13 protein-coding genes are annotated in these 14,818 nt (G+C 52.3%); all 13 read left to right on the top strand.

Features of this window, described 5'->3' with window-relative positions:
- Positions 1-6: 6 nt before the first annotated feature.
- Positions 7-894 (top strand): carbohydrate ABC transporter permease, encoded by an 888-nt coding sequence (locus GRF59_RS25650; protein WP_160500569.1) that lies wholly within the window; start codon positions 7-9, stop codon positions 892-894.
- A 188-nt stretch (positions 895-1,082) separates the two neighbouring features.
- Complete coding sequence (locus tag GRF59_RS25645; protein ID WP_160500568.1) at positions 1,083-2,684, top strand: extracellular solute-binding protein; 1,602 nt, start codon at positions 1,083-1,085, stop codon at positions 2,682-2,684.
- 187 nt (positions 2,685-2,871) lie between these two features.
- Positions 2,872-4,917 (top strand): peptidase C14, encoded by a 2,046-nt coding sequence (locus tag GRF59_RS25640; protein WP_160500567.1) that lies wholly within the window; start codon positions 2,872-2,874, stop codon positions 4,915-4,917.
- A 58-nt stretch (positions 4,918-4,975) separates the two neighbouring features.
- The gene (locus GRF59_RS25635; RefSeq protein WP_160500637.1) at positions 4,976-5,974 is read left to right on the top strand and encodes a Gfo/Idh/MocA family protein; all 999 of its coding nucleotides are present in this window, start codon (positions 4,976-4,978) and stop codon (positions 5,972-5,974) included.
- On the top strand, positions 5,971-6,972 hold the full coding sequence (locus tag GRF59_RS25630; protein WP_160500566.1) for a Gfo/Idh/MocA family protein: 1,002 nt from the start codon (positions 5,971-5,973) through the stop codon (positions 6,970-6,972). The genes GRF59_RS25635 and GRF59_RS25630 overlap by 4 nt, the downstream gene beginning before the upstream one ends.
- Before the next feature lie 58 nt (positions 6,973-7,030).
- Positions 7,031-8,047, top strand: coding sequence for an NAD-dependent epimerase/dehydratase family protein (locus GRF59_RS25625; protein ID WP_160500636.1), 1,017 nt, complete (start codon positions 7,031-7,033; stop codon positions 8,045-8,047).
- Positions 8,047-9,114 carry a dihydrodipicolinate synthase family protein gene (locus GRF59_RS25620; RefSeq protein ID WP_160500565.1) on the top strand — a complete coding sequence of 356 codons (1,068 nt, stop codon included), beginning with the start codon at positions 8,047-8,049 and terminating at the stop codon, positions 9,112-9,114. Before GRF59_RS25625 ends, GRF59_RS25620 begins: the two co-directional genes overlap by 1 nt.
- A gap of 452 nt (positions 9,115-9,566) precedes the next feature.
- Positions 9,567-10,898 (top strand): arsenic transporter, encoded by a 1,332-nt coding sequence (locus tag GRF59_RS25615; RefSeq protein WP_160500564.1) that lies wholly within the window; start codon positions 9,567-9,569, stop codon positions 10,896-10,898.
- Between the two features lie 266 nt (positions 10,899-11,164).
- A complete protein-coding gene (locus GRF59_RS25610; RefSeq protein ID WP_160500563.1) occupies positions 11,165-12,130 on the top strand; it encodes an ABC transporter ATP-binding protein in 966 nt (321 codons plus the stop codon).
- Positions 12,123-12,872 (top strand): ABC transporter permease, encoded by a 750-nt coding sequence (locus tag GRF59_RS25605; protein WP_160500562.1) that lies wholly within the window; start codon positions 12,123-12,125, stop codon positions 12,870-12,872. Before GRF59_RS25610 ends, GRF59_RS25605 begins: the two co-directional genes overlap by 8 nt.
- A 44-nt stretch (positions 12,873-12,916) precedes the next feature.
- Complete coding sequence (locus tag GRF59_RS25600; RefSeq protein ID WP_160500561.1) at positions 12,917-13,333, top strand: GntR family transcriptional regulator; 417 nt, start codon at positions 12,917-12,919, stop codon at positions 13,331-13,333.
- On the top strand, positions 13,311-14,009 hold the full coding sequence (locus GRF59_RS25595) for an ABC transporter ATP-binding protein (RefSeq protein WP_160500560.1): 699 nt from the start codon (positions 13,311-13,313) through the stop codon (positions 14,007-14,009). Before GRF59_RS25600 ends, GRF59_RS25595 begins: the two co-directional genes overlap by 23 nt.
- Positions 14,006-14,752 (top strand): hypothetical protein, encoded by a 747-nt coding sequence (locus GRF59_RS25590; protein WP_160500559.1) that lies wholly within the window; start codon positions 14,006-14,008, stop codon positions 14,750-14,752. The genes GRF59_RS25595 and GRF59_RS25590 overlap by 4 nt, the downstream gene beginning before the upstream one ends.
- Positions 14,753-14,818 lie beyond the last annotated feature (66 nt).

The following is a 14,818-nucleotide window of genomic DNA, read 5'->3' as shown; positions in this document are numbered from 1 at the left end:
ACGCACATGCCTGTTTTATTCAAAAGATCATGGTCTGACCGTGTCGTGGACGGCGGCATATACGCATTGCTCTCGCTGTTCGGCCTGCTAACGTTGTTTCCGCTCTACTATGTGGTGATTGTTTCGTTTACGCCTTATACCGAAGTGCTGCGCAACGGCGGGTTCCTGTTGGTGCCGCATAAATTCACGCTGGATGCTTTTAAAGTCATTTTTACAAGTGGTGTCGTGCCTAAGGCTCTTGGGGTTACCGTTCTGGTTACGGTCATGGGTACCGCACTCAATCTGTTGGTCACGACCCTACTGGCTTACTCGCTATCGAAAAAGTTCCTGCCGGGCAGAAACGTGGTGTTGATGGGGATCGTCTTCACGATGCTGTTCTCCGGCGGACTCATACCTACCTTTCTGACGGTCAAAATGACGGGGCTGATGAATACCATCTGGGCGCTTATTATCCCGGGGCTGGTATCCACGTTTAATATGCTCGTCATGAAAACCTATTTCGAAGCCCTTCCACAGGAAGTGGAGGAGGCCGCCAAAGTGGATGGCTGCGGTGATCTGGCAACGCTTGTTAAGATCGTTCTTCCGCTGTCGATGCCGATTATGGCTACGCTGGGACTGTTTTACGGCGTTACGCACTGGAATGCGTATTTCCCGGGAATTATGTACCTCAACGACCGCAGCCTCTATCCGCTTCAGGTGGTGCTGCGAAACATGATCATTACGCCAAGCGTCAGCCAGGAGCTGTCTGTGCCGCAGACGCAGCTCAGTGCACTGCCGCCGGAATCGATCAAGATGGCAACGGTCGTCGTCGCGATTTTGCCGGTCATGGTGGTGTATCCGTTTCTGCAAAAATATTTCATCAAGGGGATGCTGATCGGCGCCGTCAAGGGCTGAATGATTCTCCGAAGCCATACTCGCAAGCGGTCGTTCCCGGCCGCCAGATTATATAGAGGGGGGTATGCCGCAGGGCCTTGAGGGAAGGATGCTCTGGCCAAAGCCGTATAGCAATCAGCAGCGAGTCAGTCCGAAGCAAGGCAATACCCTGGTTACTGTTGACTGTATGAATAAGGGGAGGATAACAAATGAAACGAACCGGTTTTATTGTACTCATGGTCATGATGCTGATTTTGTCTGCCTGCGGCGACAAGAAGGAAACGGCTGGCGGCACGGGAAGCGACAATTCTTCGAGCGGAGAGGCCGGAAAAGATAAAAACAGCGGCAAAATGCCATTGAAATGGTTTGTAGTCGCTTCCGCCGACGCGCAGCTTCCTGCGAAGGATAAGGATTTTGTAAAGAAGGCGATTGACGAGAAGTTTAACGTAGATCTGACAATCGATTACATGCCGTATGGAGCCGATTATCAGAACAAACTCAACTCGCTGATCTCCTCCGGAGACACGCCGGATGTGTTCTACTCCGACGGGATTGCCTCCAATCAATACATCAAGGACGGGGTTGCCCGTGAAATCAAAGATCTGGTGACGACGCAAACGATGCCTAACTATTTCAAATACTGGGTATCCGAAAAAGACTTGAGTATGTATCAAGTACAGGATAAGTTCGCACGTGCCCCGATCCCGTATGCGAAGGATATCTACCGTTCCTATTACATCCGTAAGGATTGGCTGGATAAGTTAGGACTCCAAATGCCTACCAACTACGATGAAATGATCGCGGTCATGAAAGCCTTCACGGAGCAGGATCCGGACGGCAACGGTAAAAATGATACGTATGGCTTCACCACCTATGGCGGCGGTACGAACATGTCGCTCGATTTCCCTGAATTCGTGAAGAACGGCCTCATCGGGGACTTCATCACCGAAGGCGATCAATTTATCGATACACGTACGGATCTGCGCATGGAACAAGTACTGAATGATGTGAAAAAAGTGATGGATATGGGCGTAGTGGATCCGGATTGGCTCCTGGCTAAAAATGGTCAGCAGCTGGAAAAGGCCGAGCAGGGTAAAGCCGGCATCGTGCTCGGCATGGGCAAAAACTTGGCGTTTGACAACAATCCGGAAGGCCTGCAGATGAAAACCAAGCAAATAACAGGCAATGACCAAGCAGACTGGGAGCCGTTCCATCCGTTCGCGCAAACCGGAACCTGGATTGAAACTGTACCCGGCAATCCCTTCCTGCTGAGCTCGCAATCATCCGATGATAAAATCAAAAAATCCGTTGAAATTCTTGACTGGCTGGCGGGTGAGGAAGGTTATCTGCTGACCCATTACGGCCAGGACGGAACGGACTATACCCGTGAGGGCAATAAGATCTCGATCAATCAGGAAGCATTCAAGAAGGATGTCACGGACAACGGAAACTTCCTGACCGTCTATCAATGGTTTACGCCGGTGCCGGCTCCGGAAGTGTTGGGTCTTGAATTGGACGATCCAAGCATTACGGACCGTGATAAGGCCATCGTGAAAACAATCGACGCTTACAAAATCGTTCCTTCCATCGGCACCAGCGTGGTCGTGAAGGAAGGGATGGACCTGGCCGCCCTCCGCAAGCGCATGAACGAAATGATGGTGTCCATCGTATTTGACGAGAAAGATGCTTCGAAGTGGCCTGCATACCGCAAAGAGCTGATGACCAAATACGGCGGCAATGAAATCTTTACTTACTATGCGGAGCAGGTATCTAACGCTTCCGGCAAGACCATCACGTTTACGGGAGAGTAAAAAGGCGGGCAGCGATCCGAAGAACGAACTGTAACCGAAGAAGTCACCTAGCACGATATCAAGAACTTATTTCAGTTCAGAGCCGTTCTTATATAGAAAAAAACTTAACAGACGGGCCGGCTTATTCCATAAGTCCGGCCCCGTCTGTACCAAAAAGTGAATTGAAGGCTGCATAGGAGGGACATTGATGATGTATTCCGTGCCTGACGTAAATTCTTTGAAGCGGATTCCGGAAGAGCATCGCAAGCAGGGTGCCCCGGTATGGGTCGGAGGCTACTACAAAGAAGGAGATCCCGGAGCAAAGCTGATGCGCTGGGACGAAGAATGCAGCGCACCTGATAACGGCGGAACGGTTCACGCGCCGGAGGATGGCGGGAAAGGCCGCTGGATCATGGTCCACCAGGGCGTGGGGAATTACCGGTGTTTCGGTGTTTTTGGCAGCGAGCATGCGGCGGATGAGGCGCTTGAGGCATGGCTGGCGGACCCGACCGTTTACCGCATCGAGGCAAGTTCGGATTTGAGATTCGTTAAGCGGCACCGGCTGGACCGGAGTCATATCGAGCTCGACTTTAACGGGTTTGCCGTTTATACCGACGGGATCGAAGATGCTCCGCCGAATGATCCGTTTTCGGCCGTATTCCAGTTCAGGGGCAAAGCTGCCGGAGTGGAGCAGACGGTCATCCTGACGGAGGATGCCGCCGAGATGTCCGAGGTTTTTGAAGTCGGGGATTCTTCTGCTTTTGCCATCGGCGAGTGGTGGACCGCCCAGGTAAGCAAGGTTGAAGGGGGAGGAGTTACCGAACGCGAGCTCGACAAGCTGATCATGGTCACGGAAATCGTCGACGCGAGGCATGTGCGTTTTAACTATAAAAACGGCTGGCGGATTGAAACGGGGAGAAGCATCAGTTACCGGAAGATCACCCCTGTGGTGCGGGCCCATGTGAAAAATATGGTCTTCCATGGCGCAGGCAATACCGATATCACAGGCTCGCATCCTCTGGTGTATGAGTATGCGGTGGATTGCAACGCCATTGCGATCGAAGCTTTCCGCACGTTCTGGCCGGTCGTCATGCGCAGGCACTGCACGCATTTCGTCACCGAACGCTGCCGCCTGACCAATCCTACGGAGGTTGTGATCGGCGGCACCGGCTACATGACGCAGCAAATTTACTGCCTTTACGGTCATGTGCGCGATTGCCAGACCAGCAATGCCCGCCATCTCAACGATTTTACAGGCTCAGCGTACTGCCAGGTGGAAAACTGCCACGGCGACGGCGACGAGCACGGAACTTTCGTCACGCATGGCCAGTATGAGCATGACCTGGCATTCACCGGAAACTCGGGTTTGCTGTCCTTCGGCAACAGCGGGCCGATCTGGGGGGAGAGCGCCAAGCGGATTACGGTCAAAAAGCATGTCGGCAGCCGCTTTATTTCCTTCCGGAAGGTCACGGACATAACTGTGGAGGATGTACATATCTTCGAACAGGAAGGCATTCCCGATTCCGGTTCGATCTGGGTGAATGCGGATGGCGTCCAGATGAAGAATTGTTCGGCTGAAAAGACGGTGGCCTTCTTCCAGGCGGCAAGCCGATCAGAGCGGCCCAACGTCGTGGAAAACTGCTTGTTCAAACTGGCAAAGGGAAGAAGTTTAAATCGAGAACAAGTTATTCGGGACATTGCCTTTTACAATTGCGATTTCCTCGGACTGGACGGCAATGACTGGAATGCGCCGGGAAGCCTGTACTTCCGAGATTGCCGTCTGCATGGGGCAGCGGATGCGGCGCCCCTGCGGATGGAAGGCCGAGGGTTCAGCTTTCAGGGCGGGGAAATGAAGAATACGGGCATTCTGCTGTGCGGCAGCGGCGATCAGCGGGTCGAGATACGCTCGGGCGCGAGAATCAGCGGAACCAACCACGCCAAGTCGTTTTTCGCAACGGAAAAGGAATGCGGGCGGGCTGAATGGAGACTGTCCGATATGGTCAGTCAGGCAGCGGATGCGGAAACAGCGCATTTCAGCCTCACTTCCGGTTATGGGGAGTTTACGGCCTCCGGTTCCACGTTTGAAGGCGGGAAGTATGCCGTTTCGGGGGATTACTTCGGCGGAGGATATATGCTGCATCACGGCAATGTCGAGAGAACGGTTGATCGCAGCGGCCTGCCGCAGGAGAGCGCGTCGGTCCGGCATGAGCAGGGGAATTTGATTTTGCGTGAGAAGCCTGTACGTTGTGAATGAATAAGCCTGTACGTTGTGAATGAATAAGCCTGATAATCATGGGAGGATGATCGGATTGATGAAGGTAGCAGTCATCGGCTGCGGCGGCATGGGGACAATCCATGCGGACCGGTATGCATCGATGCCGGGCATTACGCTGACGGGAGTATGCGATATCGATGTTCAAGCAGCCGAGAAGCTCGCAGAAAAGACGGGGGCCACCCATTTCAGCAGTATGGAAGATCTGATCAGGGAAGCCAGACCCGATGTGGTAAGTATTGCGGTACCCACGTATATGCATGTGCCGCTTATCAAGCAGGCGGCTGAGGAGAAGGTTCACATCATATGCGAGAAACCGATCGCGCTGTCTCCGGCCGAAGCCGCGGAGGCCATCGATTTTTGCGAAAGCCGGGGCGTGAGACTCTTCGTTGGACAGGTGGTCCGCTTCTTTCCGCAGTATCAGCAGCTTGCCGAACAGATTCAGCATGCGGGAAGCAGCAGTGCGGGGATCTATCATGCGAGCCGTGCCGGCAGCCACCCGGGTCTGGTCCGGGATTGGTATCACGACCGGCAGAAGAGCGGCGGGGTCATTGTAGACTTGATGATTCACGATATCGATTATGTACTCGGGGCTTTCGGCGAGATTGAGGAGGTATTTGCTTTCCACCGGGTTCAAGGCGGCATCGATTACGCGTCGGCTACGTTCCGCTGTACAAACGGCACCATTGCCCAGCTGGAAGGCTTCTGGGGATATCCGGGTCCGTTCACGACGACTTTCGAGTTTGCCGGAAAAGACGGCATAATCCGTTACGACAGCAATGATGCGCAAAGCGTGCGGGTAAGGCGAACAGCGGATCTGGAACAGGACGGCGGCTTCGTGGAAACGCCTCAGAGCGAGCTGGTACATGATCCCTATTACCGGGAGCTGTTTCATTTCTTGGAATGTATCCGCTCTGGTATGGAGCCGGCCGTTACCGCCGCTGATGCACTGAATGCGCTGAAATGGGCTTGTGCAGCCGAAGAATCTGCTCAGAGCGGGCTGCCTGTCAGACTGGAAAAGGAGGCTGCGAAATCATGAAACGTTTGAAGCTGGGAATGATCAGTTTTGCGCACAGTCATGCTTTCGATTACTTGGACGCGCTACTTAAGATGAAGGACGTGGAGGTTGCAGGCATTGCGGACGAGGATCCCACACGAACCCGGGAGCTGGCGGAATCCCACTCCGTTGTCTATTACGGTGATTATCGCGAATTGCTTGCGACGAATATCGATGCCATTGTCATCTGCTCGGAAAATGCGAGGCATGCGGAAATAACGGTGGCTTCGGCGAAGGCAGGCAAGCATGTGCTCTGCGAGAAGCCGCTGGGCCTCTCCGCGGAGGAGATGGAAGGAATGATCGCAGCCTGCCGGGAGGCAGGGGTGCAGCTGATGACCGCATTTCCCTGCCGCTTCCTGACGCCTGTCATCCGGGCGAAGGAAGCGCTGGAGCGCGGCGAGATCGGCGACATTATTGCATTTAAAGGAACCAACCGCGGTTCATTCCCGGACCCGGCTTGGTTCTCGGACCCGGCTCTTGCCGGGGGCGGCGCCGTGCTGGATCATACGGTCCATGTCATGGACCTCATGAATTGGTTCAGTGGTTCCAAGGTCTCCGAGGTATACGCTTATGCGGAGACATTGTTCGACCCCGAGGGTACACGCACAATCGATGATGCCGGAATGGTCCATGTGACGTTTCAAAATGGCATATTCGGCGTACTGGATCCAAGCTGGTCGCGGAATCCGTCGTTCCCGACCTGGGGTGACGTTACGCTCGATGTGATCGGCACCAAGGGCGTCATATCCATTGATGCATTTAATCAGAAGAATAGCGTATATGCAAGAGGCGCAGGCAAAGGCAGTTGGTCCTTTTGGGGAGACGATATGAATGTGCTTATGATTCGGGCCTTTGTGAACGCGCTGCTGGAAGGCAGAGAAGTACCCATTACTGGAGAAGACGGCATGAAGTCTGCCTTGGTAGCCTTGGAGGCCTACCGCTCGGCAGAAGAAGGCAAGCCGGTGCGGGTATTTGTCTGAATTTCGATCCTTAGATGAGAGATTACTTACGATAGAAAGATGGTGGCGAATCATGAAAATCAACACGATTGAAGAACTGGAAATGAGGCTGGCAGAACCTTCGGATGAGTTGCTGGACGATCTGAGCCGGCTGGATGGGGACATCATGCTGCTTGGCGTTGGCGGCAAAATGGGTCCGAGCATGGCCCGGCTCGCGATGAACGCCATCGCCAAAGCCGGCTTGAACAAAAAGGTCATCGGTGTGTCCCGCTTTTCCAGCGGCACATTGAAGCAGGAGCTGGAGGAGATGGGGGTCGAGACCATCTCGGCCGACCTGCTCGATGATGAGCAGCTTCAGGCACTGCCTGAAGTGAAAAATATCATCTTTATGGCTGGCAATAAATTCGGCACGACCGGCAATGAACATTTTACATGGGCGATGAATGCCTATCTGCCCGGCCGGGTAGCCGAGAAGTTCAAAAATTCAAGAATGGTTGTATTTTCAACAGGGAATGTATATCCGCTGACGCCTGTCGGCGCAGGAGGCGCTGCCGAAGAGGTTACGCCAAACGCCAATGGCGAGTACGGTCAGTCCTGCCTGGGCCGGGAGCGGGTGTTTGAGCACTTTTCTCACAAATATCAGATCCCGATGTTCATCTACCGGCTGAACTATGCCATCGATCTCAGATACGGCGTCCTGCTTGAACTCGCCAAGTCCATCCAAGACGGCACGCCGATCGATATTTCCATGGGGCATGCGAATGTGATCTGGCAAGGGGACGCCAATGAGATCGCCCTAAGGGCGCTGCGTGTCTGCAGATCGCCGGCGGTGACGATGAACGTGACCGGACCGGAGACGCTTTCGCTCCGCTGGGTAGCCGAGGAATTCGGGCGGCGTCTCGGCGTGGAACCGGTACTGGTCGGCGAGGAAGCTTCCACCGCGCTGCTCAGCAACGCGTCGAAGGCCATGCAAACCTTTGGGTATCCGAAAGTGTCTGTCCTGCAGATGATCGACTGGATTTCGGACTGGGTGCTTCAGGACGGAGCGACCTGGAACAAGCCGACGCATTTTCAGCAGCGGGAGGGGAAATACTGATGAGCGGTTTCAAGCCGATATCTCTCGAACTGGGGGAAGCCCTGCATGACGGACTGGCGATTCCTGCCCACCCGCTTGCTCTGAATGCGGACCGTGAACTCGATGAACGACGCCAGCGTGCGCTGACCAGATATTATATGGCTTCGGGAGCAGGAGGCATTGCCGTGGCAGTTCACTCGACGCAGTTCGAAATCCGCGACAAGGGCATTGATCTGCTGGAGCCGGTATTGCGTATGGCTGCCGAGGAGGTGGAACGCGCCGGACTGGACCGGCCTTTCATGAAGATCGCCGGCATTTGTGGACCGACGGAGCAGGCTGTGGCTGAAGCCGGACTTGCCGCAAGTCTCGGGTATGATGCCGGACTGCTCAGCATGGGCGGACTCAGCGGCTGGACGGAGGAACAGCTGCTGAAACGTACGCGCCGCGTGGCGGAAATTATCCCGGTATTCGGATTTTATCTGCAGCCGTCGGTTGGAGGAAGAACGCTCAGCTTTGAATTTTGGCGTGCTTTTGCCGAAATCGAGGGTGTTATTGCGATCAAGATGGCACCGTTCAACCGTTACCAGTCCCTGGATGTCGTTCGTGCTGTCATGGAATCGGAGCGGCGTGACGAGATTGCCCTGTATACAGGCAATGATGATAACATCGTTGTCGATCTGCTGACGAAATACCGCTTCAAGGTCAATGGGCAGACCGTGGAAAAGCGGATCGTCGGCGGGCTTCTCGGGCATTGGGCTGTCTGGACGCATCAAGCCGTTGAGCTGTTACACGAGATTAAAAGGGTACGGGAAGAGGAGCAGATCCCTGCGGAGTGGCTGACACGCGCAGTTGAGGTGACGGACAGCAATGCTGCCTTTTTCGATCCGGCCCACGAGTTCCATGGCTGTATTCCAGGCATTCATGAAGTGCTGCGCAGGCAGGGATTACTGGAGGGACGCTGGTGCCTTAACCCCAAGGAGGAGTTATCTTCTGGACAATTGGAGGAAATTGAGCGGGTGTATGACAGCTATCCGCATCTGAATGACGATGATTTTGTTAAGGCCAATCTGCAGCTTTGGCTCGAATAAATTTTCATGAGGCTTGAACCGGAAATCCCAACAGACTTCAGCGTAAATGCTGTGGTCTTTTTTATTATCCAATGACAAGTCCGGAGAGGATTGGGACGATCGAACGAAATGGACCTGGATATGTCGATCGGATGTTTTTTTCGAGTGCCGGGTAATTCTATTGAAATCAGCTGGAAAATAGCATTTATCAGGTATAGCAGCCTAGGGCGGCTAGTGACCTCTATAGCTAAATACCGATGATTGACATTAGTAGATTTTGATAGAAACCGTGTTGTTGACCATGTCGAAGCTCGTTCGCGACACGTATCATACATTATCACCAGTACAATAGATTTCATGAAGAAGGAGGAGGGAAGATGGATTTTTCATAGAAAACGAGATTGTAGATTCCTGTGGCAAAGGAGAGTTGCGAACCAAGAATAACATTTCTATGTAAGAGATGAGGGTTTAACATGCATGATTTAATGGTGTTGATTACGATTTGTTCCTTCCTGTTAACCATCGGCTTCATCTTTTGGCGTCCCCAAGTAAATGAAGCGATCCCGGCAACCATTGGCGCAATTCTGGTCCTGCTTAGCGGCAGCGTTACGCTGGCGGATCTGGGCGAAATCACGCAAACAATCAGCGGTGCAGCGGTAACAATTATGGCCACCATTGTCATGGCAATTGTTCTGGAAAGCTTCGGTTTTTTTCGTTGGGCATCGGAACTCCTGACTACAAGCGCCAGAGGTTCGGGGATCCGGTTGTTCTGGCTGACGAACCTGTTCTGTTTCCTGATGACGTTATTCGTGAATAATGACGGCAGCATATTGATTACGACCCCTATATTGCTGATGATGCTGAAGAACATGGGACTTAAAAATCATCAGAAAATCCCCTATTTGATCTCGGGTGCGATCGTGGCAACCGCTTCCAGTGCCCCAATCGGCGTAAGCAACATCGTCAACCTGATTGCTCTCAAAATCGTTCACATGGACCTGTATATGCATACAGCCATGATGTTTATCCCCGCAACATTAGGTCTTCTTCTGCTTACCGTTCTTTTATTCCTCGTGTTTTACCGCACGCTTCCGAAGAAGCTTCCTGCACCTGCCAAGTGGAACTTGGGACCCGGACAGCATCCCCTTCAGAGTCCGCTCCAGCGGGAGAGCCAAGGCAAATTCATGAGAAACATCCTGATCTTTGTCTTTTGCGTCCGAATCAGCCTGTTTGTAGCCTCATTTATTCATTTCCCCGTGTCTTTGATGGCCGTTATCGGATCAGCGTTTCTGCTGGCTTGGCGGTGGTATCATCTTAAAATTTCCCCTGCCGACATGCTGAAGAAAACACCTTGGTACATTCTCATCTTCGCTTTCAGCATGTACGTGATTATCTATGGCCTGAACAATATCGGTTTAACCGACTGGTTGATCAAGATACTCCAGCCGATCGTATCGGGCAGTCTCTTGTACGCGAGCGTATTAATGGGCGGACTGATCAGCATCTTGTCGAACATATTCAATAACCACCCGGCACTCATGGTTGGCACGCTGACGTTGACGCATATGGGGTTAGATCCTCTTACTTTGAAAATATCCTATTTGGCCAGCGTCATCGGAAGCGACATCGGATCACTGCTGCTGCCGATCGGCACGCTCGCAACGCTGATGTGGCTGCATATCGTGCGAAAGGGCGGCGTCAAAATCAGCTGGGGTCAATATTTGAAGGTAACCATCGTCGTGATTCCAATTACGGTATTGTTTACACTGATTGTTTTATCCTATTGGGTTTTATGGATTTTTTGATCTTCGTATCTAAGAAGAGATAGATTATTCCGGAAAGCTGCAGAAGATATGGACGAAAATCGGGATTTTCTCCGGAAAACGAGTCTGAATATGCATAATAGTGAGGCTTCAGTTGCAGTTACTGAGGCTTTTTTTGTGCGTTCAAAAGGGTAGTCCTTATTTTCTATTGTTCATTTATTGTTCTGGTGAACTAAAAAATGGGCTTTACAACATCAATGTCCTAGTGTACTATCTAACTATAACACTAGTACAAAGGAGATGTGAGCATGAACCATCCTAATGATATACAGGTAGATGCCGCCGTGCTTTCGCTGAGGGGTGTCTCCAAAAAAATCGGCAGCAAAAAGATCGTGGACCAGCTGTCCTTTGATGTCCAGGAAGGAGAGGTAGTCGGTCTTCTCGGACCTAACGGCGCCGGCAAGACCACGACCATTCGCATGATCGCGGGACTGATCTCGATGACCGAAGGGGATGTCTTCGTCCGCGGCAGCAGTATCCGCCATGAGTGGAAGAAGGCGATCCGCCATGTCGGGGCCATTATCGAGAACCCGGAATTTTATCCCTATATGACAGGTTACGACAACCTGAAGCAATATCAGCGGATGAATGACTGGATCAGCAATGAACGGATCGATGAAGTGGTCCGTCTTGTGGGACTTGAAAATGCAATGAAGAAGAAGGTTAAGGCTTACTCGCTTGGCATGCGCCAGCGGCTGGGCATTGCGCAGGCACTGCTTCACGAGCCTTCCGTGCTCATTCTGGATGAGCCGACCAACGGACTCGATCCTGCCGGAATTCGCGAAATGCGCGATTATCTCAAAACCATTGCACGTGAAGAAGGCATATCGATCCTCGTGTCGAGCCATTTATTGCTGGAGATGGAGCAGCTCTGCAGCCGGGTCGTCGTGATTCAGGACGGCAAGCTGGTAACGGTACGCTCAATCGGCGAGAATAATGCGTCCGGACATGAACAGAAAAATTTTGTGCGTGTACTGTTTCGGGTCGGACTTCTGGAGGAAGCGAAGAACGTGCTCGGAAGCCAAAACGATGCCGAGATTCTGCAGGTTGCACAGGAGCAGAACGAATTACTGGTAGCGCTCCGGTACAAGGATATTCCCGATATGGTCACCGCTCTGGGCGCGGCCCAAATTCCGATTTACCAGATTACGGAACTGAAGCAGTCTTTGGAAGACGAATTCTTGAAATGGACAGGGGGAAACCGCATTGCGTAGCTTCAATAAGCTCGTCATCAACGAATGGCTTAAGATGTCCAAGAAACGCAGCTTTTTTATTCCTTACGCGATCGTCGCCGTTGTCGCGGTCGTGCTGGCTTGGGCCCTTAAACGTTGGGCGGGGGATATGGTCGGATCTGCTTTTGATTATACAGCCATGATGTCCAGTACCCACGGCTTTGGTCAATTCGTCGCTATGCTTGCCGTCATATTCACGGCGGGCATGATTTCCAGCGAACATGGCATGGGAACAATCAAATTTTTGCTCATCCGCGGGCAGAGCCGGGGAAAGGTTCTTGCTTCGAAGTATGTGGCAGCCCTGCTCTTTGCTTTGTCGCTGATCGTATGGCTGAATGTGATTAGCTTTGCTTCAGGGGCTGTCCTGTACGGAACGGAGCACGCATCCGGGGCTTGGCGCGACATTTGGATTGCTGGCGGAAGCTCTCTGGTGTACAGCATTGTTTATATGTCGCTGACCTTCATGATGGGCGTATTGACCCGCTCTACGGGAGCTGCGATGGGTGTCGGCATGGCGGCCATCGTGCTCAGCGGCATCACGATCCCCAAAAGCTTTTACAAATATGTTCTGTTCCCGAACGTGGATTTGTCGGTTTACAGTCACGGAGGACATCCGCCGATTGATGGAATGACCCTTCCTTTTTCTATTGCGATCCTGGCGGTATATATTGTCTTGTTTCTTGGCGCCAGCTTTGTTACGTTTAAGAGACGTGATATTGCCTGATTCAGCCAGGAGGCCGAAGCTGACGGCGAAAGGAGTCTATCTACTTGAGCATCGAATTTGACAACAATTTGCCGATCTATCTCCAAATTATGAACTATATCAAACGGCAGATTGTATCCGGTCTGCTTCAACCCGGCGATAAAATTCCGTCCGTAAGGGAACTTGCGGCGGATCTACAGATTAACCCGAATACGATTCAACGGACGTTTCAGGAACTGGAGCGTGAGGAAGTGGTTGAAACGAAGCGCGGGCTCGGAAGATATGTGACAAGCGAGGAATCGAAAATTATGGCGATCAAAAAGGAAATGGCGGGCGAGTTGCTCCATCAGTTTATTCATGGCATGCAGGAACTCGGGTTCAAAAACCAGGATATCGTCACCATCGTGAAAGAAGCCGTTGCGGCAGACGGCAGCAAAGACCGGAAGGGGGCGCATCCGGATGGACACATTGCTGAAAGTTAACGGCGTATCCAAGAGATACGGGTCCAAGCAAGCGCTGGGCAACGTAAGCTTCGACATCGGACCTGGCAAAATTATCGGTCTGCTGGGTTCGAACGGCAGCGGGAAAAGCACCTTGATGCAAATCATCGCGGGGCTGACCCCTTCTTCGTCCGGAGAGATCTCGGTCATGGGCAAGAAGGTGGGCCGGGAAACGAGAAGCCTGATCTCCTATATGCCCGACCGTCCGCTGACCGAAAATTGGATGAGGATAAAGGATGCCGTCGCCTTTTACAGCGATTTTTACGCGGATTTCGATGCGCAAAAGGCTCGCGAAATGCTCGATTTCATGCATCTGGACGAAAAGAGCAGTGTCAGCGTGTTGTCCAAGGGGATGAACGAACGTCTTCAGTTGACCTTGGCCTTATCCCGGAACGTGAATCTTTACTTGCTTGACGAGCCGATCGGCGGGGTGGATCCCGTGGCTCGCGGCAAAATTCTGGATGCGATCGTGCGCTTTTACAGCGAGGACAGCAGCTTGATCATTTGCACCCACCTGGTGCGGGACATGGAACGGATTTTCGACGAAGTCATGTTCTTGAAGGACGGAAGCATCGCGCTGCATGAAGAAGTGGAGAGTATCCGCATGAAGAACGGAAGGAGCGTCGACGACATGTTCAAAGAGGTGTTCGGCGAATGATCAAGCTGCTTAAATATGATCTGAGGCGTAATGCGACTCTGCTGCTCGGAGTTACGGCCGTGCTGATCCTTTGCGAGCTGGTATTGTTGTGGTCGCGTGCCGCCCTGGATGTGAAGATAGGCTTTAGCGTTATTTTCTTCATCGGGGCCGTCGTTATCTTCGCGATTAACAATTTAAGGGTGTTCGATTACAACATCCATTCGATCAGCCGCCGCCTTCTTCCGGTCCGGACCCTCTCTTACGTGTGGGCGTCCCTGATTTATGGAGTGATGAATACCTTCGTTCTGGTCCTGATTGGAGCCGGCACCGCTCTATATTTTGGCAATCACATCGATACCTTTGCTTTAAGGGAAGTCCTTCATCTCCCTGCGTATGCATGGACCGAAATCGTGTTGGAGCTTATCTTTACGCTCATTTACGGATTCTTGGCCTTCTATGTCATCATTGCATTGGCGCGCAGCATAACAAGAAAAGGCGTGTTCTGGGTCGGCCTGCTGCTGTTTTTGGTGCTCTCGAACGTGATCGGATGGATTGAAAATCTGCTGTTCCATCAGGACTCAGACCCATTTTTTAGTCTGGTGACCTTTCATGTGGAGATCAAAAATGGAGTAGTGGAGCATGGTCCGGTTTCGGCGAACACGAGCTGGAACACGCTTGGAGCATTCATGTTTGAAGCGCTTCTCTGCGTCGTGTTCCTTTTCGTAATCAAGTGGTGCGTGGAGAAGAAAATCGAAGCTAGATGAAGATTCTAATAGGAAAATAGAACCTGCCGTGGATACATCATGGACGGTTCTATTTTTTTCTGTTGC

It is taken from the genome of Paenibacillus dendrobii, from assembly GCF_009807035.1.
Lineage (GTDB): Bacteria > Bacillota > Bacilli > Paenibacillales > Paenibacillaceae > Paenibacillus_AQ > Paenibacillus_AQ dendrobii.
The sequence above is the reverse complement of the archived record's forward strand: the minus strand, read 5'-3'. Positions and strand labels throughout refer to the sequence as shown.

Coding starts and splice junctions, on each gene's coding strand:
- GRF59_RS25595 (WP_160500560.1), top strand. CDS start 13,311: ATGGACACATTGCTGAAAGTTAACGGCGTATCCAAGAGATACGGGTCC.
- GRF59_RS25630 (WP_160500566.1), top strand. CDS start 5,971: ATGAAACGTTTGAAGCTGGGAATGATCAGTTTTGCGCACAGTCATGCT.
- GRF59_RS25650 (WP_160500569.1), top strand. CDS start 7: ATGCCTGTTTTATTCAAAAGATCATGGTCTGACCGTGTCGTGGACGGC.
- GRF59_RS25590 (WP_160500559.1), top strand. CDS start 14,006: ATGATCAAGCTGCTTAAATATGATCTGAGGCGTAATGCGACTCTGCTG.
- GRF59_RS25640 (WP_160500567.1), top strand. CDS start 2,872: ATGATGTATTCCGTGCCTGACGTAAATTCTTTGAAGCGGATTCCGGAA.
- GRF59_RS25635 (WP_160500637.1), top strand. CDS start 4,976: ATGAAGGTAGCAGTCATCGGCTGCGGCGGCATGGGGACAATCCATGCG.
- GRF59_RS25615 (WP_160500564.1), top strand. CDS start 9,567: ATGCATGATTTAATGGTGTTGATTACGATTTGTTCCTTCCTGTTAACC.
- GRF59_RS25645 (WP_160500568.1), top strand. CDS start 1,083: ATGAAACGAACCGGTTTTATTGTACTCATGGTCATGATGCTGATTTTG.
- GRF59_RS25620 (WP_160500565.1), top strand. CDS start 8,047: ATGAGCGGTTTCAAGCCGATATCTCTCGAACTGGGGGAAGCCCTGCAT.
- GRF59_RS25610 (WP_160500563.1), top strand. CDS start 11,165: ATGAACCATCCTAATGATATACAGGTAGATGCCGCCGTGCTTTCGCTG.